Here is a 21314-nt window from a genome sequence, read left to right on the forward strand (position 1 = left end):
GTTGTCGGTTTCGGTCACCGTCATCGGGGCGTCCTGTTGGCCAGTACCGCAACGGATTCGGAGAGTGCGCCCATGGTGATCAGGTCGGGTCGCCGGTCGTTGTGCAAGCTGGCGGCCTCGCCGGCCTGAGAGCCGAGTCCGATGGTGTGATGTTCGATGAAGCTGAAGGTGCGGTCGCCGTTGTTGCGGTAGATCATGGCACCAGCCAGGCCCATTTTCCCTGGATCCGATTGGTGACCCGCTTGTTGAAGCGGGCCAGCTTCCTGGTGGCGCTCATCGCGTGGTGTTGATCAGCACGGCGAGGCCCTGCCCGCCGGTGAGGCTGAGGAATTGGGAGGTCACGATGTCGGGCTTGCCGTCGCCGTTGAAGTCCGCGGTGTCGATGCCGTTGGGCGCCCAGCCCGCGTCCCCGGCGATCACCGGAGCGTCGAAGGTCAGCGATTGTGCACCGTCGGCAGTGGTGTTGCGCAGCACCGTCACCGGATTGCGGGGATTGATGTACGGGCTGGCGATGGCGGCATCAGGTTTGCCGTCGCCGTCGTAGTCGGCGATCGCGGTGCCTTCGGTGGCCCACCCGCCGGCCGGTTGGCCCTTCGCGCCGTCGAGCAATCCTTGGAAGTTCGGTGTCATGGAGCCCGCGGCGGTGTTGTTGACCGAGGTCCACAACCCGTTCAGCGGCGTGCCGAAGAATCCGATGTTGGTCAGCAGATCCGGGCGGTCGTCGCCGTTCATGTCGTGCAGGGTGACCCAGGTCGCCAAGGGGAAGACCGTCTCGCTGGATTGGAAGTCGGCCACCATGCTGCCCTTGGAAGTGCGGTTCATCAGCACGGTGACCGTGCTGGAGACGGTTTCGCCGACCACCAGATCGACCGCTCCGTCACCATTGATATCGCCCGCTGCCATGCCTTCCACACACATGCCGCCGTTGAAGAAGAACGGTCCGGTGAACGAAACCTCTTGTGCCCCAGCCGGTGTGTTGTTGAGGTAGATGTCGATCGCGTTGACGCCCACGTTGAGGGTGTTGCCGACCGCCAGGTCGGGTTTGCCATCGCCGTTGAAATCGGCGGTCAGTGTCCAGATGGGCATGAGTCCGCCCGCGAACTTCTGCGGCTGACCGAATTCCGGTTGCGCAGCGCCGTCTTCGGTGTGGTTGAGCATGATGTTGACACCGCCGTCGGCCAGCTTGCTGGCGTCGGCGGCCACCACGTCGGGCTTGCCGTCACCGTTGAAGTCGGCGACATCGCAGCCCAGGCTGACCGGTACGCCCGACAATTGGAAAGGGCCACCGAAATGCGTAGTGGTCGAGCCGGGTTCGGTGTAGTTCATCTGGATCGACATGCCGCCCCAGCCGAATTGCAGGATGTCGCAGGTGGCGAGGTCGGGTTTGCCGTCGTTGTTGAAGTCGGCGGCCTTGACCACGAACGGCACGCCCGAGGCGGTGTCGAGGAACTGCGCCGGAGCGAAGGAGATGGGTGCCGCGGCTGTCGCGGGTCCTGCTCCCGACATGCCGACTGCGGCACTTCCCGCCAGCGCCACGGTGCTGACCACCGTCCGCAACGTCCTCGTACCCCAGCGACCCACATCGACCTCCTCGTCGTGTCCCCTACTTGGAGAAGCGACGGTATTCGCCGGGCCGGGCTGTGGCCAGGATATGCGGAGTCAAACACGTGATAGTTTCGGCCACCGGCTTCCAGTGGTTGCCGACGGCGGAAATTATCACTATCGCGGCCTCTCATCACCTGGTCAACCGGGGCCGTCATGTTCTTGGATCGAGCCGGTGAACGCCACCGACCGCAGCGAGGAAGCCATCTACTGTGACGGCCGGATCCAGGTCAGTCTCGTGGAACTGTATTCCCCACTACCGCAAGACTTCCCGGCGCATCCCGAACGCCTCGACCGGCTCGCCTATCTGCGATACCGATTGGCCGACGGTCCGGATCGAGCCGAGGATGCCGATGCCATCCTGGTGATCCAGCCCGGCAATTTCCTCGGCCCGCATTCCCTGGACGGCGTGGCTCGCGGCAGTGTCCTCGCCGCGGCGGACAAGGGGCGGGTGGTCGAGTTCTGGGCACTGGCGCGGCGCAGTGAAGGCGCCGATGATCCGACCGGGGTGATGGCGGCGCTCGCCGCGAACGACCCCGACATCGCATTCGACTACTACTTCGGCGGGGCCACCGTCGCCGGCCGGGCTTTCGAGGGGTTCCGGTCCGGCGGCGAACAGCCGTTTCTGGCCGAACTCGGATTCGCCCGAGTGGTGCGTGATCTGCACGAAATCCTAGTACGGGAGATCCCCGACTCCCAGGTCCGACGGCGAAAGGTGTTCCTGGGCGGGCATTCCGGTGGCGCGTCGGTGACCGCCGCCTTCGGCTCATGGGACTTCGACGGCACCCCGGGACACGACATGTGCCGAGGGTTCATCGCCCTGGACACACCGCTGGATTGCCACTTCGGACTGCGCAGCAATACCGCGCTGCGGGTGCTGTCGGCACCGTTCACCGCTGCCGCCGGTCTGGCTTATCCGTGGGTGGTGCGCGCCCTGCGTGCCGGGCGTCTGCACCGATCCTCGGGGCGCCTGTCCACCATGGCGATCGAGGTCAACCGGCTGCTCGGTCTGTACGCCCATCTGACGCCGCACGCCGAGGGGGACCTGCTGCGGCGGGTGACCGAATCGGTCGAGGGGAGCGATCTGCACGGGCCGTGGCGGATGCTGGTGCGCCTGCTCTCCGCCACGACGCTGCGGCAGGCCCGCACCGGTCGTCCCGATCCACTCGATCGAAGACTCACCTGCGCTGCCGAATTCGGGATGTGGATCGGCTCCGGTGTCACGCCCAATATCGGACGGATCGGGATCGGCGCGCTCGACGGACCGGTGCGAACGCGGAGCTTCCCGGCACCGGCCTGGCTGTGGCGGGTACCGGTGCTGCGCGGACCCGTGGCGTTCGTGTTCGGGTATCGACCGCTGGTCGCACCGGCCGACCGCGGCCACCTGTACTCCTGGCGCAACGAACCGGGACCGGGCCAGCCGGCCGACTTCGCGGCGACCGCCCGCGCCGTGGCCGGAGGGCCACGCAGCGCCGTCGAGCCCTACCACCCGGTTCGATTTCCCCTGGATCAGACCTTCGCGCTACTCGGCGTACGCAGCGGGGACCTCGCGGCGATAAGGCACGAACGCGGCATGCGCGCCAAACCGCTGCTCTCGGTCTTCGAAAGCCACGTCCCGCTCGCCCCGTACATACCGTTGATGAACACCGGTGTGGCACACGTGATTCCGGGATACGCCCACGACGACATCCCCTTCGCGACTCCGCGACCGGACGGCTCGCCGGAACCGGTCAGCGATCACATCGCCGACTTTGTCGCCGCGCACACCACCGCCGAATTCGCGGCAACCGACATCGCAATGCTCGCGAGCGGTGGGGCCTGATGAGCGGTCGACACGGGTAGTCAGGCCCGAGCGATCTTTCGCTCGCGGGCGAACCTGCCGGGAGACATGTCTTTCCAGCGGCGGAAGGCATGTTGGAACGAGGCCGGTTCGGCATAGCCGAGACGGCGGCTGGTTTCCTCCACCGACAACCCCGCCTGTAGCAATTCCTCGGCCAACCGTTCCCGGACCTCGTCGAGAAGCTCGCGATAATTGGTTCCATCCGCGGCTAACCGGCGAGACAGTGTGCGAGTGCTGATCTCGAAGTGCATCGCGGTCTCCGCCGCGGTCGGCAGCCGATGCGGGTTGGCGAACAAATGATCGCGCACCTCCCCGGCGAGGCTCGGATGCGCGCCGCGCTGATCGAGCAGCTCGCGCGCCTGCTGCTCGTACCACCGGGCGGTGCCCTCGTTGGCACGGGGCAGGCGAAGATCGAGGATGCCGCGGTCGAGTACCGCGAAGGTCTGTTCTGCATCGAAATGCGCTGGCGCACCGAGTATTTCTTGATATCTATCCATCCCGGGCGGGGCCGGGTAGGCGAAGTTCGTGTATTCGACCAGCGCGCCCGGAAGCATCCCCCGGAATGTCATGAAGCAGGCGGCGGTACTGCGTTCAGTGAAGAACACACGCAGATCATCCGGTACAGCGCTGGCGTCGAGGAAGAACCTCGCCGTGTCACGATCCTCCTCGAGGCGCATCGCACAGAAGGAATGGGTAAGCCCCACATAGCGCACACCGAGCTCGATCGCCTCGCGCACGGTCGGACTCGTCGCCATGCCCAAACCCCAGGCACCATAGGTGGTGATGCGATAGCGCGAGCCTGCGATCAACCCGAGACAGGGCTCGTCGCACGCCGCCAGCAGATTGCGCGCCACCGCTTGTTCCTGCCACGATTCGATCTCTGCCGAGGCTAAGCGCACCTCGTGCTCGTCGAGTCGACTGTCACGCAACAGTGTCTCGACGGAGACACCACGCTCGATGCCCACATCGAGCAGGATGGCGGCTCCGGCTGCCGAGCGGCGTAGCGGCACAGTCATCGTGGCGCTCATGGAATACCTCCTTCGACGCGACTTTGCGTCGTGGCTGAAACTATCACTTACGCGGCGATTTCCCACCTGGCTACCGAAAGGTGCAGCTCATAGCCTTGCTGTCGAGCAGTGACAAGGACGTCACGCAGGCAGACGAGGAGGAATTGGTGCGTCGAGAGAGTCGGGACACGTCCGGGTTGCGGACGGCCGCGCGCTGGCTGGCGGCAGCGGGTGTCGCCGCCGGTCTGGCGGTGTCGTCCACGCCTGTGGCGACGGCCGCCCCGGCCCCGGCAATCGTGAGCCCGACCGCACCGGTGGCCGGTGCGCCGGGAGATCTGTTGTCCTACAAGCAGATCATGCCGAAGCTGATCCCCTGGGTGCCGTTGGACGTGCAGGCGTGGCAGATCAGCTACGTGTCGACCGACGCGACCGGCGATCCGATCCAGGTGACCGGCCAGCTGCTCGTGCCGACCGCACCCTATCCGGGCGAGCGGCCACTGATCGGATACGCCGTCGGCACACAAGGGATGGCGGACCGATGCGCGGCGTCGACCATGATGTCGGCGGGCCTCGAATACGAGGCGCCAGGCATCGGTGCGCTACTGGCGCGCGGGTGGGCAGTCGTAGCCACCGACTATCCAGGTCTGGGTTCCTCGGGGCTGCACCCGTACAACATCGGCCGCGCTCTCGGCCCGTCGGTACTGGACTCCATCCGTGCTGCCCGCCACTTCGCCCCGGCCGGTTTGGCTCTGGATGGTCCACTGGCATTGGTGGGTTACTCCGAGGGCGGCGGCGCGGCCGGTTGGGCCGCGCAGTTGCAGCCCAGCTACGCCCCGGAGCTGCGATTGACCGGCGTCGCGGTGGGCGCGGTGCCCGCCGACCTGGAGGCCGAATTCCACTACCTCGACAACGGGCTCGAAACCGGTCTGCTGCTGTGGGGTGCAATGGGCCTCGCCCAGGAATATCCCGAACTCGACCTCGAGGCCATCCTCAACCCCGCCGGTAAGCACTGGGCATGGGAGCTACGCGACAGCTGCCTCTTCCCGGAATGGACGCTCAACGCCCTCGAGCACCTCGGCGGCCACGTCGACGACTACGTCACCACCAACCCGCTGCGAGATCCCGCGTGGCTGGCGCGAATTCGGGAAAACAAGCTCGGCGCATCCGCGCCCGCCGCACCTGTGCTGCTGGCGAACGCCGAATTCGACGAAGCGGTACCGGTGGGCACCGCACACGCCCTGGCAGACGCATGGCAGGCGGGCACCAGCGTCGAGTTCCGCAGCCTCGGTCCCCTCGAACACGTCACCGGCATGCCCGTGTTCTGGCTCTCGGCCGCCGATTGGCTCGGCCAGCGCTTCGCGCACCAATGACGGTGCGACACAGCGGATTCGACTCACCACACAGGAGCACACAGTGAAGAAGCCGTGGGGCCGCCCCCGCTCTGTCGTTGCCGCACTGCCCCATCCGATGCGCATCGCGGTCGTCGGTGCGGGTGGTGTCGGGACCTTCTTCGCGGGCAAGCTCGCGCAGGCCGGCCACGAGGTGACCGTCGTGGCCCGCAACCCTGCCCGCCGCGCCGCGCTGAGCGCCGAGGGCGTACAGATGCGGAACAAGGGACGCGGCCCGATCGAGCACGTCTCGGTCCGGGTCGCCGCCGAACTGGTACACGGCGACCACTTCGACCTGGTGCTGGCCTGTGTGCAGCGGCACCAGATCGACGCGCTGGTCCCGACTTTGGCCGCGAATTCCTCGCCGCGCATCATGTTCGTCTTCAACTGCGCCGCAGGCGCGGACAACTGGGCGGACACGATCGGCCGCGAGCGCCAGCTGTGGGGCTTCCCCTCGGTCATCGCCGAATTGAATGACAGTGGCGTGCTCGACTACCGGCTCTTGCCCGGCCCACTGGCCAGGCTGACTCAGATCACCACCATCGGCCGCGTCGACGGCCGCATCACCGACGACCTTCTCGCGCTGCGCGATCTGTTCCGCGCCGCTGGAATCCCCGCTGTCTGCAGCCCTGACATCGACGCCTGGCTGAAATCCCGTGGCGCACTGATGGCTCCGATGATGGCCGTCGCCCGCCGCCGACTGGAATATCGGCGGGGACCACAATTCAGCCGCGCCGAAACCACCGAGATGGCCCACGCCGTCCACACCGCACTCGCCGCGGTCCGAGCCAGCGGCGTCACACCGACTCCCACGAACCTGGGACTGATCGCCCGCCTACCCATCCCTGTACTCGCCACCGCACTGTGGGCGATCTACACCATCCGCGTCGCCAAACACGGCCTGCTCGGCCACTCCGACAAAACCCCTCTGGAAATCGCCGCCATGCTCGCGGACGTCCAAGCCCTCGCTGCCGGAACCGAAATCGACACCGCCGCACTGTCGAGCCTGACCGCGCATCCGCCCGAGCCCACAGCCACAACCGATCACGTAAGCTGAATGCGATCTTCGCCAGATAGTGCTCCAGTGGTCACTATCGTGGCCCGGAGGGGGCTCTGAGCCGGCGTGCTAGCTGACAGCAACCCCCTATGGTGCGAACCTGCGACACGCGACCTGCGATTTCGTGTTCGCATATTTCTACCTGCGACATCCAAACCCCAGCTGACCTGCGTAAATGTGTTTCCCACTTGTGCCCTCGGCAGGATTCGAACCTGCGACACCCGCTTTAGGAGAGCGGTGCTCTATCCCCTGAGCTACGAGGGCTGAACCGGCTGCTGGTTGTGCGGCTTAGCTGGGACGTCGGGGAGTCTACCTGGTTGGGGGGTGGGGGGCCGCATTCATATGTTGGGCCGGTCGGGGATGGGGGGATGGGGTGGGGCCGTCCGGGGTGGCAGACGGACTGGAAGGGGTCAGGGTTTGGTGGCTACGGCGATTATGTAGTCGGCCCAGGGGGCCCAGGTGAGGAGGCCGGGGCGGCTGAAGGTGGCTCGGAGGACCGGGTTGACGCGGCGCATGTCGGGGTCTCGGAGGCGTTTGCTGAGGTAGGTGGCTAGGGGGAAATAGACGTCTCGGCGGATGGAGTAGGCGGTGACGTTGGTGAAACCTGTTGCGGTGAGGGCGTTTCGGTAGCGGGGGAGGTCGTAGATATTGCGTTCGGGGAGGGTGGCGGGGCGGCGGGGGAGAGGGCGATCGGAGGCTCGGATCATCGCTTCGGTCAGCGGGTTGGTGCGGACCGTGATGTCGGCGGTGACGAGTTTGCCGCCGGGTTCCAGGACGCGGAAGGCCTCGGCGAAGAAGGCCTTGTGGGAGGGGAAGTGGAAGGCCGATTCGAGGGCGGTGACCTTGGTGCAGGAGGCGTCGGGGCGGGGGAGGTCTATGGCGGAGCCGTATTCGAAGTGGATCCGGTCGGATAGGCCCAGTTCGGCGGCTCGGCGGGTGGCTATTTCGATCTGCTCGGTGGCGATGTTCATCCCGATGATTTCCTCGGGGCCGAATTCGCGGGCCCAGAGGAAATCCTGGTCGCCGTAACCGAATCCGATATCCAGCTGGACATCGCCGGGGCCCAGTTCGGCCTCGCGGGCGACCAGGCGGGCCAGATCGCGGCTGGCCTCGTCGAGACTGGCCGGATTGTCATGCCAGTAGCCGAGATTGATGAAGAGCGAGTCCTCGCCGAAGAGGTTCTGGGGGCCGACGATGTCGTAGACGCGGCCCACACGGCGACCGGAAGGGAGGAAGGGCACCTTGGCCCATTCGAGGCATTCGCGGGCCCAGCGGGCGCCGCGCTGGGGCAGGGTTTCGACCGGGATGCCCGCGGTGGTCAACGTCATTGAGACCTCCGAGAATCGGATACGTCCCCCGACGTTCGCCGCCTGTGTCTCGGACGATCTATTGCCGGAGTGATGACAGTCTCAGACAGTTGCGGCGGCGCGTCAAGGGCTCTCGGGCATCCCGGTAGAGCCCCTCACCGTCGTTCGGCGCGCTTCTCGTCGTAGTTCGACGGATCGAATTGCCGTGTCTTCCAACGGAACAGCACCGTCGCGCCCGGCCAGTTATTGGTGATCCGGCCCGAGGCATTGCGGTACCAGCTGGAGCAGAAGTTCCAGGGCGTGTCCTTCAGCCGCTTCTGCAGCCAGTCGTCCCAGGACTGCTCGGCCTCGGGACGCGCGGACAGGAACCGGCCGGGCTGTCCGGACAGGTACTCCACCGCCTGCCGGATGTAGCGCGACTGCGCCTCCAGCATGTAGATGATGGAACCCGAGCCGACATTGGTGTTCGGGCCGTACATCATGAACAGATTCGGGAAGTCCGGCACCGACATGCCCAGGTAGGCGCGAGCGCCCTCGGCCGACCACGCGTCGGCCAGCTTGCGACCGCCCAGTCCGTAGATATTCATGGGAGCCAGGAACTCGGTGCCCTTGAACCCCGTGCCGTAGACGATCACGTCCACCGCATGCTCCACACCATCCGCGGTGCGAATCCCGTTCGGTGTGACCTCGGCGATGGCCCCGGTCTCCACATGCACATTGGGCTGGCTCAGCGCCGGGAAGTATTCATTGGAGAACAGCCCGCGCTTGCAGCCCGCCGCGTAATCGGGAGTCAGCTTGGCGCGCAGGGTTTCATCGGGCACCTGAGCGAGGCGATGCCGGTCCGCGATCGCGACCACCGGGGCCTTCATGGCCGGAATGTCGGTGAGCGCCAGCGCCAGCACCTCGAAGAAGGACCAGATGGCGAAGCGCTCGGCCAACTGGGTGATCGGCACATGCTTGAACGCGGCGTGATGCAGCGCGCTGTACTCCCGGTCGAACTTGGGTAGCACCCAGGCGGCCGAACGCTGGAACAGCGTGAGGTGCTCGACCTGCGGCTGAATTCGCGGAATGTATTGAATCGCACTGGCTCCCGTGCCGATGCAGGCCACCCGCTTGCCGGTCAGATCCACCGAGTGATCCCATTCGGCGGAGTGGAAAGCCGCCCCGGTGAAGGTGTCGATGCCGGGCAGATTCGGCATGGCCGGTCGCGAGAGCTGACCCACCGCCGGAATGAGCACATCGGCGATATGGGTGACACCGTCGGTGGTGCTGACCCGCCAAACCCCGTTCGCCTCATCGAATTCCGCGTCGGTGACCTCCACGCCGAACTCGATCTTGGCGGGCAGGTCGTACTTCTCCGCGACATCGACCATGTAGCCGTGAATGTCCCGCTGCTCCGAGAACCGCCGCGGCCAATCGGATTTGGGCTCGAACGACCACGAGTACAGCGGGGACGGCACATCGCAGGCCGCACCCGGATAGGTGTTCTCGCGCCAGACGCCGCCCAGATCGGCGGCCTTCTCCAGGATGGTGAAGTTCGACAGGCCGCGGCGCTTCAGTTCCAGCGCCATGCCGAGGCCCGCGAACCCGGCACCGATGATGAGGATGGACGGCTCTCGCTTCATATGTTGAAGGTAAGGCGCATCGTACCTGGTCATGAAGGCATACGCGGACAGTGAATCGTTATTTTCGGCCATACCGCGGGGGCGGGGGCGCGAATCAGGCCGCGCGAATGGTGGTACTCGCGCTCACAACAAGCTGTCTCGGTCAGTGAGGCCCGTCTGACCTGCGACGCCTGTCCCCGACTGGACAGCCATATGCCGTACTCCCTATATTCACGGAAGTTCTTGCTCCAATATGCTTGTCCTGGTTAGTGATTGGCTATTCTGCGGCGCCGCAGGGGGTGTCGTTGCGCGCCGATCGCCTACCTGGACTCCGAAGTCGGCTGGTCGCCGTGTTGGGCGGCGGACGGTCGGCAGCACGGCTGCGGGTGGCGAAGGTGGGGTTCGCCACCCGCAGCCAACACTTGGGAAGGCTGCCCCGAATGTGCTCGGCCACAGTCCGGCAATCGGTCATCAGGGGACAATCGCCCGGCTTTCGAGGCCATGTCCAAGGGTGTCCGATTTCAGCTATTCTGCCCAGCAAGTGACTCAGTTCACTCTCCAGTAGGTATATCCAAGGAGCGGTTGGGAAATGTTGAGCACCATGCAGGACGAGCAGCTGTCACTCGCGACACTGCTGCGCTACGCGGCCACCTTCCAGGGCGACAGCACCGTGTCCACCTGGACCGGCACCGGCCTTCGCACCCAGACCTACCGTGAGGTCGGCGCGGATTCGGCCAGACTCGCCAATGCCCTGCGTGACCTGGGTATCGGTGAAGGTGACCGGGTCGGCACGTTCATGTGGAACAACAACGAGCACATGGTCGCCTACATCGCCGTGCCCGCCATGGGTGCGGTGCTGCACGCGCTGAACATCCGGCTGTTCCCCGAGCAGCTGGTGTACGTGGCCAACCACGCCGAGGATCAGGTCGTCATCGTGGACGGCACGCTGCTGCCGATGTTCGCCCAATACCTGCCCAACCTGAAGACCGTCCGGCATGTCATCGTGGCCAATGGCGATGCCGCCGCCCTCACCGCTCCCGAGGGCGTGCAGGTGCACTCCTACGCCGAACTGCTCGCCGCCCAGCCGGACACCTTCGACTTCCCCGTCGTGGACGAACGCTCCGCCGCGGGCATGTGCTACACCTCCGGCACCACCGGCGACCCCAAGGGCGTCGTCTACTCGCACCGCTCCAACTGGCTGCACGCCATGCAGGTCATCTCGCCCAATGGCATGGGCTTCACCGCCTCGGACTCCGTGCTCGCCATCGTGCCGCTCTTCCACGCCAATGCCTGGGGCATCCCGTACGCCGCCCTCATGTCCGGCGCGAATGTGCTGATGCCCGACCGGTTCCTGCAGCCCGCGCCGCTGCTGGAGATGATGGCCGTGGCCAAGCCGACCTTCGCCGCGGCCGTGCCCACCATCTGGGGCGGCGTGCTGGCGGGCTTGCAGGCCGCGCCGCAGGATATTTCGCATCTGCGCACCTGTGTGGTCGGTGGCGCCGCGGTGCCACCGTCCATGATGCGCGCCTTCGAGGAGCGGCACGGCGTGAAGCTGCTGCACGCCTGGGGCATGACCGAGACCTCGCCGCTGGGTTCGGTGGCGCACGAGCCCGCCGGGACCGAGGGCGAGGAGGCCTGGGCCTACCGCTACACGCAGGGCCTCTTCCCGGCCGGTGTGCAGGCGCGGCTGGTCGGCGACGACGGTTCGGTGGTGGCCAATGATGGAGAAGCGCTGGGCGAGTTGGAGGTTCGCGGTCCGTGGATCACGGCCTCGTACTACTCGCCTTCGGGTGGCGTGGTTGATCCGGACAAGTTCCATGACGGCTGGCTGCGCACCGGCGATGTCGGCAAGATCAGCCCGAATGGATACCTGACGCTGGTGGACCGGTCCAAGGACGTCATCAAGTCGGGTGGTGAGTGGATCTCCTCGGTGGATCTGGAGAATGCCGTGGTGGGTCACCCGGCCGTGGCCGAGGCCGCCGTGATCGGTGTGCCCGATGAGAAGTGGGACGAACGGCCTTTGGTGGCAGTCGTTCTCAGGGAGGGCGCCGAGGCCAAGCCGGAGGAGTTGCGCGAGTTCCTGGCCGACAAGTTCGCCAAGTGGCAGCTGCCGGAGCGTTGGGCATTCATCGACGAGGTGCCCAAGACCAGTGTGGGCAAGTTCGACAAGAAGCGGCTGCGCGCGCAGTACGCCGATGGTGCGCTGACCGTCACCACGCTGTCTTGAGTCGCTGACCCCGCGCCCCTACCGGATCGGGAGGGCGCGGGATTCGGTCGCTTGGTGTGAATCTTTCCTCCCGCGTGTCGGGTGCGAGGTTCGGCCAGGCGTTCCACTCGCGCCTTCGCGGACTTACCGTTAGTTTGACTGCGGATGCCCGCAGTGGTGGGGTTGGACGAGGAGGTCCGGGTGAAATCGACACGCGCACAAGGTAATTCGATGGAAGCATCGGCGTGGCAGGGGCGGATGAACGGGGTGCGCGCATGACACTCGGACTGATCAGGACGGTGGGCGAGCGGGCCTACCTGGAATTGGAATCGGCGCGCCTGGTCATGGAGGCCGGGCTGGCGCGTATTGAATCACCGCTGCCGCTGCTGGCGGCGGGCACCGCCATGCTGCGCTACGGCACCATCGCGGCGGGGCTGCGGCTCTCCGCCGCGCGTTATCCCGACCGCACCGCCGTGATCGACGAACTCGGTGCGCTCACCTTCGCCGAATTGGAGGACCGGTCCAATCGGCTGGCCAATGCCTGGCGCGACCGCGGGCTGAAACCGCGCGAGGGCGTGGCCATTCTGGCTCGCAATCACCGCGGCCTGCTGGATGCCATCTTCGCCGCCGCCAAGTGCGGTGCCCGAATCATCCTGTTGAACACCGACTTCGCGGGCCCGCAGATACGCGATGTCGCGACCCGCGAGGGCACCGACCTGCTCGTCTACGACGACGAATACGCCGAGATGCTGGAAGAGGTGCGCCCGCGCCGCGGCAGTTACCGGGCCTGGACGGACAATCCGCGCGAGGACAGCCTGGAATTCCTCATCGATATCGGCTCGCCGAATACGCCGCCCGCCCCCGGCGCGGAACCCAAGATCATCCTGCTGACCAGCGGCACCACCGGCACCCCCAAGGGCGCGCCCCGCGCGGAGCCGAAATCCCTTGCCGCCCTGGGTGCCCTGCTCTCCAAGGTTCCGTTCCGGGTGAACGGTGTCACCGAATGCTGCGCGCCCATGTTCCACACGCTCGGATTCGCCTGCGCCATCCTGTCTCTCGGCATGGGCTCCACCATTGTCATTCGCCGCCGCTTCGACCCCCAGGCCGCCATCGACAGCATGGCCGAACACCACGCCACCACCATGATCGTCGTACCCGTCATGCTCAGCCGCATGATGGACCTGGGAGGCAAGGCCCTCACCGGCCGCGACCTCGCCGCCCTGCGCATTATCTTCGTGGCGGGTTCCCAACTGGGCGCGCAACTCTGCCGTGAGGTGACGGCGGCCTTCGGTCCGGTCGTCTACAACCTCTACGGCTCGACGGAGGTCGCTTACGCCACCATCGCCACCCCCGAAGATCTGGCCGAGGAACCCGGTTGCGTGGGCCGCCCCGTGCTCGGCTCTCGGGTGGAAATCGTCGACGCCGAAGGCCACCCCACTCCGACCGGCACCACCGGCCGCATCTTCGTGGGCAATGTGGTCCAGTTCGAGGGCTACACCGGCGGCGGCCACAAGGAGATGATCCGCGGCCTCATGTCCTCCGGCGATGTCGGCCACTTCGATTCGGCCGGAAGGCTTTTCATCGACGGACGAGACGACGACATGATCGTGTCCGGCGGCGAGAACGTATTCCCGATAGAGGTCGAGGAACTCCTCTACACCCACCCCGCAGTCCGGGAGGCCGCCGTACTGGGCATCCCCGACGACCAATACGGCGCTCGCCTCAAGGCTTTCGTAGTGATCCACGACGGCCACGTCTTCACCGAGGCCGAGGTCAAGGACTTCGTCAAGACCAACCTGGCCCGCTACAAGGTCCCCCGCGAAGTGGTCTTCCTGGAAGAGCTACCCCGCAACCCCACCGGCAAGGTCCTCAAGCGCAAGCTCGAGCTATAGGGACATCCGGCCGACCAGGACGTGCATCCGAGTCGCCTTCGCGTCTGATTCGCCGGGTTCCGTGGACTATCCGGCGAGGTGTGCCAGTAGCGCGGCGAACTCGGCGCGGGACAGGTAGCCGTCACCATCGAGGTCGGCTGATGACAAGAGGGATGCAGCCGACTCGTGGGTCAGGTCGGGGCAGGTGCGGAGGAGGGATTCGAGTTCATCGAGTTCGATCAGGTTGTTCTGGTTGACGTCGAAGGTGTCGAAAGCGGCGTCCGGGTCATTGATTTCGGGGTCCCGCCCCAGGCGGGCGGCATCGAACTCCGCGCGGGAGATGAGCCAGTCGCCGTCGGTATCGGCGGCGGCCACCAGGCGCTGGACGGCGTCGGAGTCGATGTCCAAGCCGAGGGCGACGATGCCCGCGAGGATGTCTTCGGCGGAGATCAGGCCGTCGCCGTCCTGGTCCCACAGGTCGAAGGTGTCGGCGGTCATGAAGCCCCCTCGGTAGTGCTGGAGCACCGCCCGAAACATGGTGGTGCGAGCAGCATTCGACCGCACCCCGCCGACGTGGTCAAGGGGCGGCGGTCATGGTCACACCGGTTTGCCCGGGTTGCTAGGACCGGACTTGGCGGCGGTAGGTGAGTTTGTCGAATTCGCGGCCGTATTCGTCCACGGCGACCACGTCCATCTCGCTGGAGAAGAAGCCGGGGCGCACGTCCACCCGGATGAACGAATAGTTGCGGAAGCGGACCCGGGACCAAGGGGCCGGTTCGTCCTTCTTGGAGCCGTCCTTGGTCCAGTAGTAGCTATTGGGGACGGCCGGATCGGCAACGGTGTTGCCGCGGTAGCTTTCCGGGGAGCCGGGCTGGAAGCCGTAGCGGGGACGACCGCCGCCGCCGACCGTGTAGTAGACCGTGCCGTCGGTATCGGGGTAGACGATCGAATTGTCGGGCGCGGGCTTGGTGACATGGTCGGCGCGAATCGGGTCGGTGCGCTCGAAGACGTGATTGTGGCCCTGCAGCACCAGATCCACCTGGTAGCGGTCGAACAGGCCGCACCAGGCGTCGCGGACGCCGCCGTCGCTGGCATGCGAATCGGTGGTGGAGTACGCGCAGTGGTGGAAGAAGCACACGATGAAATCGATATTCGGGTCGCCGCGGTAGGCGGCGAGAGTGCGTTCCACCCACGAGGTTTGGGTGTCATTGGAGTAGCCGGTATTCGCGCGGATCTCGTAGGAGATGTCATTGGCGTCCAGGGACAGCACCGCCACATTGCCGTAGGTGAAGGAGTACGCCGATGGGCAGGCGGCGGGGCCATTGCCCGGCAGGTCCAGTCGGGCCAGGTGGCCGCCGTAGCCGTGCGTGCCGTACGCGGCTTCCATATCGTGATTGCCGGTGGCGAACATCCACGGCGTGACCGAGGCGCTGGCTTCGATCGCGCCGAAATACACATCCCACACATAGGGATTGAACTTGTCGAAGCCGCCCGCGAGTCGCCCGCCGCCAGACAAGACGAACTGCGGATTCTTGCCCGCGCCGGAGGGATCGGCGTAGGCGATGTCACCTGCCAGCACATGGAAATCCGGTCGGCTGGCGGCGATTTGGCGCATCACATTCGCGGCGTGCGGCGCGTTCGGATCATTGTCCGGCTTGTAATAGCGGTCGTCGTAGTCGCCGGGCGCGATACCTGCGGGCATGGTCGGCGTCTCATCGGTGCCCTGATCGCCCATCATGGTGAAACGGAAGGGCAGCACCGCATTCCGCGCCGTCGGCATGGCCGTCGAGGCGGAAAGGATGTCGCTGCTGAACCCGTCGGAGGTACGCCACCGATAGAAGTGCGGCATCCGCCCCGCTAGCCCATCCACGGGCGCGTGCGCATAGAACTGCTCCGCCGCCAGCACCCCGCCGTCACTGTCCGGAATCTGCGTCACCAGATTCCGCACCTCGGCCTCGGCGGTCCCGCCCAGCGCCGGAGTCGGCCCGTGATCGAGAAAGACCCGAGCCTCCTTGGGATTGCGCGAGAGTTGCGCCGCGAACCGCAACTGGCTCGCCGCATCCGCCCCGAACCCCACATGCCTGCCCGCGACCGTCAATTGCGCCTCGTTCGCATACGCCCGAGAACCGAACGGCGAACACCCGACAACGGCCACCGCCGCGGCCGCGCTCGATCCGACCAGGAAATTCCGCCGCGACACGGCATGGCGGCGCAGATACCCGCGATGCCATTCATGCTGCTCGGCCATGGTCATGTGTGCGGCGAGCTGTGCGGGCACCCCGGTATCGGGAACGTCGCCGGAGGGGTTCAGCGGATTCGACGGCATGCATTCGGATGCTGGTCCACCCGAGTGTCCATAGCAACCCGACACTGCCCTCCACGCAGCGAATTCTTCGTAAACTCTCGCGGGTGGCCGCGTTCCGCAGGCTGTCCGGCGTCGGGTTGCCGCCGTATGCTGAGCTCCTCGCATACGCGGTTGTACAGGGGAGGGCACGTGCCGGGGGACGGCGAACTCGGGCACTACCGACTCATCAAGCTGCTCGGCCGGGGCGGGATGGGGCAGGTCTGGCTGGCCGAGGACACGCATTTGGGGCGGGAGATCGCGCTCAAGCTGCTGCCTCCGGAGTTGGCGGCCGATGAAGGATATCGGCGGCGGTTCGAGCGGGAGGCCAGGCTTGCCGCGCGGCTGAGGGGGCCGCATGTGGTGCCGATTCATTCGTTCGGTGAGCTGGACGGCCGGTTGTTCATCGATATGGAGTTGGTGGACGGTGCGGATCTCGACAAGATCCTGGACGAAACGGGTGCGTTGACGCCCGCGCGGGCGGTCGATCTGGTCGCGCAGATCGCCGACGCGCTCGATATCGCGCATCAAGCCGGGCTCATCCACCGAGATGTGAAGCCTTCCAATGTATTGACGCTGCCCAGTGGGTACGCGTATCTGATCGACTTCGGTATTGCCCGCGGTATGGGCCAGGCCACGCTGACCGCTACCGGGGTGGCGGTCGGCACCTCCGCGTACATGGCACCGGAGCGTTTCGCCGGAGTGGAGGACGACCGGCGCTCCGATGTCTATTCCTTGGCCTGCCTGCTCTTCGAATGCCTCACGGGCAAAAGGCCGTTCGCCCATACCAATTCCGCGCAACTGATGGCGGCGCATCTGACGGCGCCGCCGCCGCGCGCGAGTGACCACAGTCGATTGGTGCCCGTCGCCTTGGACGAGGTGATCGTGCGAGGCATGGCGAAGGATCCGGAGCGGCGCTACCGCACTGCGGGCGATCTGGCCACGGCCGCTCGGGCGGCATTGCGCACGGGAGGTGCGCCGCTGGCTTATCCGTCCTCGGCGACCGCCCAGCCCGCACCGCCGACGGCGAGATGGGATGGGGGAGCGCCATTCCCGGCCTATGGCACCGGGCAGGCCTCACAGCCGCGCGTTCCGATGACGCCGCCGCGTGCGACACCTCATCCCGCACCGTTCACGCCGTTCCCCATGGCGGCCGCACACACGAGCGGGCCGATGCGGCCGGGTGTCAACACCTATCTCCGGCAGCCGGATCAACCTCGAATCCGGGCCTGGCGAGTGCTGTGGTGGGTAGTCCTGGCGCTCTTGATCGTGTTCTTCGGGATCATGACGATCGGCGTCCTCGGCGTGACGTTCACCAAGGGCTTCGGGGGCGTGGGCACCACGATCGTCGCGTATGTGTTCTTCGCCGCTCCTTTCCCGGGCTTCGGCTATCTGGCCTTGCGCGAGGTCAAGAAGTTCCGGGCCGCCCGGAAGTAGAACGGCGCGACCGGATCCCGGTCGCGCCGTTCAGGCCGGTCTCAGCAGTTGCGTAGCTCGGGGCTCTGGTTCAGCAGCTGAGCGCGGGTGGAGATGAAGGTGCTGTAGGTGTCGCCGCCGACCGAGGAGAGCGGGAAGGCCGCGACGCGATGGCAGTTCTGGAATGCGATCTTGATGCCGAAATGGCGTTCCAGGCCACCGCGAATGGAGTCGGAGGCCATGGCGCGCAGCAGTTGGCCGCGGGCCGTCTCGTCCGGCGGGGCAATGGTGTTGTCCGCGTATTCTTCGGTGCCGGAGCGCAAGTCGGCGGCCACCCGCTCCACTACCTCATAGGCGTAGGGCAGCGAGTTACGGACGCATTCGACGAATTCCTCGTCGCTGACTTCACCGCGTTCGGCACGTTCGAGCAGTGCGGTGGGTACGTCGAGTGACATATCGCTCTCCTCATGGGATGGCGGATGGTGTCAGCCGAGTCTAAACGAAAAAGGTTGTCAACAACCCTGGATTCGGATCGAAAGCGCCCTCTTCAGAGCGGTTTTCGCCGATTCCGACAGTTGCCGCACCAGCTCGCCCGCCGGTAGCTCGCCCGCGAGCGAATGCGCCTGACCTGCCCAGAGATTCACCGCGTCGGCATTGCCCTCGGCCCGCGCGGCCGCCCGCAAAGGGCCCGTGGCGTAATGAATTTCCGGGTAGGCGGCGGGTGCGTCCGGATGCTCGAGCATGAATCGATTGCGCAGCCCGCGCGCCCGGCGTCCGGTGAAGGCGCGGGTCAGCATGGTCGGCGTATCCAGGGTGATGGCATCGCGCAGCAGCGGTGCGGTCCCGGCCTCGGGGCAGCGCAGGAAGGCCGTACCCACCTGTGCCGCAGCCGCACCCGCGACCAGCGCGGCGGCCACACCCGCACCCGTGGCGATGCCGCCCGCCGCCACCACCGGCAGATCCACGGCGGCGGTGAGCAACTGCACCAGCGTCAGCAGGCCCAGCGGATCGGTGACATCGTCCTCGGGACGGTCGGCGAAATTGCCGCGATGCCCGCCCGCCTCGGCGCCTTGCGCGATGAGTGCGTCCGCACCGGCTTCGGCCGCGTACCGCGCCTCCGCCACCGACGTGACGGTCACCCACACCTCCGAGCCCACGGCATGCAGCCGCTCGATCTCGGCGGCGGTGGGGCACCCGAAAGTGCACGACACCACGGCAACCGGCGCACTCGCCAGCAGTTCCAGCTTCGCGTCCCAGTCGTCGGCGTCGAATCGTGGTTCGCCGACCGGGAATTCGCGCGCCAGCTCCTCCACATAACCGCTGAACGACGCGGCGGGGCTCGGCGCGGACGGGCAGAAGAGGTTCACGCCGAACGGTGCGGCGGTGAGCGCGCGGGTGCGCTCGATGCGATCGGCGAGGTCGGTGGCCGAGAGATATCCGGCGGCCACGAATCCCAGCCCGCCCGCGTCGGAGACGGCGGCGGCCAGCTCCGGGGTCGATGGCCCACCGGCCATGGGGGCAAGAACGATGGGGGTACCCAACTCATCCAGAACCATGTCCCCAGTGTGCTCTTGTCCTTGCACCCCGTGCTCAAGGGTTAGACCCCGCGACCTGGTGTTTTCCCAAGGAAGGTTGCGGAATGGTCACAGGCGAGTACAGTTTCCGTCACAGCGATGCCGAATCGTTACCGGAACCACCGAACGCTAGGACGAGCTTTGCCGCACCACAGAGAGACCGCAGACTCCGTATCAGTTATGGACTTGCTTGGTGATTCTGGTGCCGGCCGTGCTGGCACCGCCGCTCGCCGGCGGCACCGGGCCGAATCCACCGCCGTTGATCGCGTGAAGGTCGCCGCCGGAGCCGCGGTCGCCGCGGGTGCCCTCATCGGCACCGCGTCGCAGCTGGTTCCCGCGCTCGCCCACGCGGCCCCCTTGCTCCCGAACCACGATGAGAAGTCGATCGGTTCGGATCTCGCCCTCGCCGATGCCTCGCAGACCATGAAGCAGGCCACCGACGTCGCCGCCCCCGCTCCGGAGGCCGCCCCGGCCGCCGCCCAGCAGGTCGCCGCCGCGCCCGCCCCCTTCGGTCTGCAGAACCTGCCGCCCGAGGTCTCCGGTCCGCTGGCCCAGGCCGAGCAGACCCTCAAGGATCTCCAGCAGCAGTTCGCCCCGGCCGCCGCCGTGCGCCCGGTCGCGGACTCGGTGATCAGCTCCGGTTTCGGAATGCGCTGGGGCGCCATGCACTACGGCATCGACTTCGCCGACGCCATCGGTACCCCCATCCACTCCGTCATGGGCGGCACCGTGGTGGAGGCCGGTCCGGCTTCGGGCTTCGGGCTCTGGGTGCGCGTCCTCCAGGACGATGGCACCACCGCTGTCTACGGTCACGTGAACGATATGTACGTGCAGGCCGGGCAGCATGTGAACGCCGGCGACGTGATCGCCACTGTCGGAAATCGCGGCAACTCCACCGGTCCCCACCTGCATTTGGAGATCTGGGATGCCGCAGGAAGCAAGATGGATCCGCTGCCATGGCTGGCCAGCAAGGGCGTCATCATGCAGCAGCAGTGGGGACCGGACCAGTAGAGCGTTCACCGGCACCAGCGAACGGGCGATTCCCGGACCGGCGAATGCCGGTGGGTGCGGTGACGACGCTCGATGATCTGTTCGACCCCGCTTCGCTGCACGGCCGCGCGTACGCGGTCCTGATTCAGCATCCGCGGTCGACCGCGCTCGAAGTAGCCGAGCGCCTGAACGCGCCGCCCCGGGTGACCGAGGCCGCGCTGGAAACCCTGTGCCAGCTCGACGCCGCCGTGCGGCTCACCGAAAGCAATGGCACCGTGCGCTGGGATGCGCACGCCCCGGAAGCCTTGTCCGAGGCCGAGACTCGCCGCCGCAATCACGACATGCTGCGCATGCAGTCGGCCGCCGCACGCCTGGGTGAGACCTTCCGTTCCGTGCGCCGCACCACCGATGCCGACGGCGCGGTGGTGGCCGTCTACGAACGCCGCCAGCTGCTGGCCGATTTCGAGGATCTCCAGCACACCGCGCACACCTGCGTGAAGGTGGTGGAGCGCGGCCCGTTCCTCTCCGATGTGGAGACCGAGGAGCGCATGTTCGAGCTCAAGTCCGCGCGCATCACCTCGGGCATCGACTACCGCACCCTGTACCAGGAGACCATCTACCAGGACGCGGAACGGCTGCGGCATGTGCTGGCCACCAATGCCGCGGGCGCGCAGGCTCGTACGCTGCCCGATCCGCCCATGAAGCTGATCGTCGCCGACGACCGCCGCGCGGTCCTGGTGCTGCACACCGATGAGCGCCGCGGCGATCCGATGGGCGTCCGGGTGGGCCCCTCGCCGACGCTGGATCTGCTGGTCAAGACGTTCGATTCGCTGTGGTCGATGGCCACGCCGATCTCGGTGAACCCGGCCGAGGCCCTCGACGACCGGGACAAGGCGATCCTCACGCTCATGAGCATGGGCGCCACCGATGACACCATTGCCCGCCGGTTGGGACTGTCCCGGCGAACCGTGGTGCGCCGCACGGCCAGTCTGCTGGAGCGGCTCGGTGCGAGCACCCGATTCCAGGCCGGAGTGCAGGCCACGCGCCGCGGCTGGCTCTGAGGCCCACGCCCGCCGCCGGTGCGCGTGCCGGGCGGTGGGCTCGGAAAAGT

General features: G+C 66.6%; 17 protein-coding genes and 1 tRNA gene. 8 read left to right on the top strand and 10 right to left on the bottom strand.

The window, feature by feature from the left end:
• Nucleotides 1–20 precede the first annotated feature (20 nt).
• Both AB0N05_RS21170 and AB0N05_RS21175 read right to left on the bottom strand, forming a co-directional pair.
• Nucleotides 21–215 (bottom strand): hypothetical protein, encoded by a 195-nt coding sequence (locus tag AB0N05_RS21170; protein ID WP_364696715.1) that lies wholly within the window; start codon nucleotides 213–215, stop codon nucleotides 21–23.
• 58 nt (nucleotides 216–273) lie between these two features.
• On the bottom strand, nucleotides 274–1548 hold the full coding sequence (locus tag AB0N05_RS21175; protein ID WP_364696718.1) for a VCBS repeat-containing protein: 1275 nt from the start codon (nucleotides 1546–1548) through the stop codon (nucleotides 274–276).
• A gap of 229 nt (nucleotides 1549–1777) precedes the next feature.
• Here AB0N05_RS21175 and AB0N05_RS21180 point away from each other — a divergent pair, with 229 nt between their 5' ends.
• Nucleotides 1778–3424, top strand: a complete 1647-nt coding sequence (locus AB0N05_RS21180) for a hypothetical protein (protein ID WP_364696721.1) — start codon at nucleotides 1778–1780, stop codon at nucleotides 3422–3424.
• 20 nt (nucleotides 3425–3444) lie between these two features.
• Here the strand turns inward: AB0N05_RS21180 and AB0N05_RS21185 are convergent, their stop codons facing one another.
• Nucleotides 3445–4470 carry an AraC family transcriptional regulator gene (locus AB0N05_RS21185; protein ID WP_364696724.1) on the bottom strand — a complete coding sequence of 342 codons (1026 nt, stop codon included), beginning with the start codon at nucleotides 4468–4470 and terminating at the stop codon, nucleotides 3445–3447.
• A 95-nt stretch (nucleotides 4471–4565) separates the two neighbouring features.
• Between AB0N05_RS21185 and AB0N05_RS21190 the strand changes: the two genes are divergently transcribed.
• Both AB0N05_RS21190 and AB0N05_RS21195 read left to right on the top strand, forming a co-directional pair.
• Nucleotides 4566–5819 (top strand): lipase family protein, encoded by a 1254-nt coding sequence (locus tag AB0N05_RS21190; RefSeq protein WP_364696727.1) that lies wholly within the window; start codon nucleotides 4566–4568, stop codon nucleotides 5817–5819.
• 43 nt (nucleotides 5820–5862) lie between these two features.
• Nucleotides 5863–6894, top strand: a complete 1032-nt coding sequence (locus AB0N05_RS21195; protein ID WP_364696730.1) for a 2-dehydropantoate 2-reductase N-terminal domain-containing protein — start codon at nucleotides 5863–5865, stop codon at nucleotides 6892–6894.
• 191 nt (nucleotides 6895–7085) lie between these two features.
• Here AB0N05_RS21195 and AB0N05_RS21200 read toward each other — a convergent pair.
• The 3 genes from AB0N05_RS21200 to AB0N05_RS21210 all read right to left on the bottom strand — a co-directional run bounded on the left by AB0N05_RS21200 (nucleotide 7086) and on the right by AB0N05_RS21210 (nucleotide 9826).
• A tRNA-Arg gene (locus tag AB0N05_RS21200) sits at nucleotides 7086–7158 on the bottom strand.
• A gap of 146 nt (nucleotides 7159–7304) precedes the next feature.
• Nucleotides 7305–8222 carry a methyltransferase domain-containing protein gene (locus tag AB0N05_RS21205; protein WP_364696733.1) on the bottom strand — a complete coding sequence of 306 codons (918 nt, stop codon included), beginning with the start codon at nucleotides 8220–8222 and terminating at the stop codon, nucleotides 7305–7307.
• Nucleotides 8223–8356: 134 nt separating this feature from the next.
• Complete coding sequence (locus AB0N05_RS21210) at nucleotides 8357–9826, bottom strand: NAD(P)/FAD-dependent oxidoreductase (protein WP_364696736.1); 1470 nt, start codon at nucleotides 9824–9826, stop codon at nucleotides 8357–8359.
• Between the two features lie 568 nt (nucleotides 9827–10394).
• Between AB0N05_RS21210 and AB0N05_RS21215 the strand changes: the two genes are divergently transcribed.
• Nucleotides 10395–12032, top strand: coding sequence for a long-chain fatty acid--CoA ligase (locus tag AB0N05_RS21215; RefSeq protein WP_364696739.1), 1638 nt, complete (start codon nucleotides 10395–10397; stop codon nucleotides 12030–12032).
• A 254-nt stretch (nucleotides 12033–12286) separates the two neighbouring features.
• Entirely contained in the window at nucleotides 12287–13903 is a 1617-nt protein-coding gene (locus AB0N05_RS21220) for an acyl-CoA synthetase (RefSeq protein ID WP_364696742.1), read from the top strand.
• A gap of 66 nt (nucleotides 13904–13969) precedes the next feature.
• On the opposite strand, the gene AB0N05_RS21225 is transcribed toward AB0N05_RS21220, so the two are convergent.
• Both AB0N05_RS21225 and AB0N05_RS21230 read right to left on the bottom strand, forming a co-directional pair.
• The gene (locus AB0N05_RS21225; protein ID WP_364696745.1) at nucleotides 13970–14380 is read right to left on the bottom strand and encodes an EF-hand domain-containing protein; all 411 of its coding nucleotides are present in this window, start codon (nucleotides 14378–14380) and stop codon (nucleotides 13970–13972) included.
• 121 nt (nucleotides 14381–14501) lie between these two features.
• Nucleotides 14502–16208, bottom strand: coding sequence for a metallophosphoesterase (locus AB0N05_RS21230; protein ID WP_364696748.1), 1707 nt, complete (start codon nucleotides 16206–16208; stop codon nucleotides 14502–14504).
• A gap of 168 nt (nucleotides 16209–16376) precedes the next feature.
• Here AB0N05_RS21230 and AB0N05_RS21235 point away from each other — a divergent pair, with 168 nt between their 5' ends.
• Complete coding sequence (locus AB0N05_RS21235; RefSeq protein WP_364696750.1) at nucleotides 16377–17660, top strand: protein kinase; 1284 nt, start codon at nucleotides 16377–16379, stop codon at nucleotides 17658–17660.
• A 41-nt stretch (nucleotides 17661–17701) separates the two neighbouring features.
• Here AB0N05_RS21235 and AB0N05_RS21240 read toward each other — a convergent pair whose 3' ends face one another.
• On the bottom strand, nucleotides 17702–18094 hold the full coding sequence (locus tag AB0N05_RS21240) for an SCO5389 family protein (protein ID WP_364696753.1): 393 nt from the start codon (nucleotides 18092–18094) through the stop codon (nucleotides 17702–17704).
• A gap of 57 nt (nucleotides 18095–18151) precedes the next feature.
• Nucleotides 18152–19195 carry a nitronate monooxygenase gene (locus AB0N05_RS21245; RefSeq protein ID WP_364696756.1) on the bottom strand — a complete coding sequence of 348 codons (1044 nt, stop codon included), beginning with the start codon at nucleotides 19193–19195 and terminating at the stop codon, nucleotides 18152–18154.
• Between the two features lie 285 nt (nucleotides 19196–19480).
• On the opposite strand from AB0N05_RS21245, the gene AB0N05_RS21250 reads away from it, so the two are divergent.
• A complete protein-coding gene (locus tag AB0N05_RS21250) occupies nucleotides 19481–20224 on the top strand; it encodes a M23 family metallopeptidase (RefSeq protein WP_364696759.1) in 744 nt (247 codons plus the stop codon).
• A 59-nt stretch (nucleotides 20225–20283) separates the two neighbouring features.
• Nucleotides 20284–21264, top strand: coding sequence for a helix-turn-helix transcriptional regulator (locus AB0N05_RS21255; RefSeq protein ID WP_364696762.1), 981 nt, complete (start codon nucleotides 20284–20286; stop codon nucleotides 21262–21264).
• Nucleotides 21265–21314 lie beyond the last annotated feature (50 nt).

Origin of the sequence: Nocardia sp. NPDC051030 (genome assembly GCF_040683015.1) — a bacterium.
In the GTDB taxonomy this organism is placed as follows: domain Bacteria; phylum Actinomycetota; class Actinomycetes; order Mycobacteriales; family Mycobacteriaceae; genus Nocardia.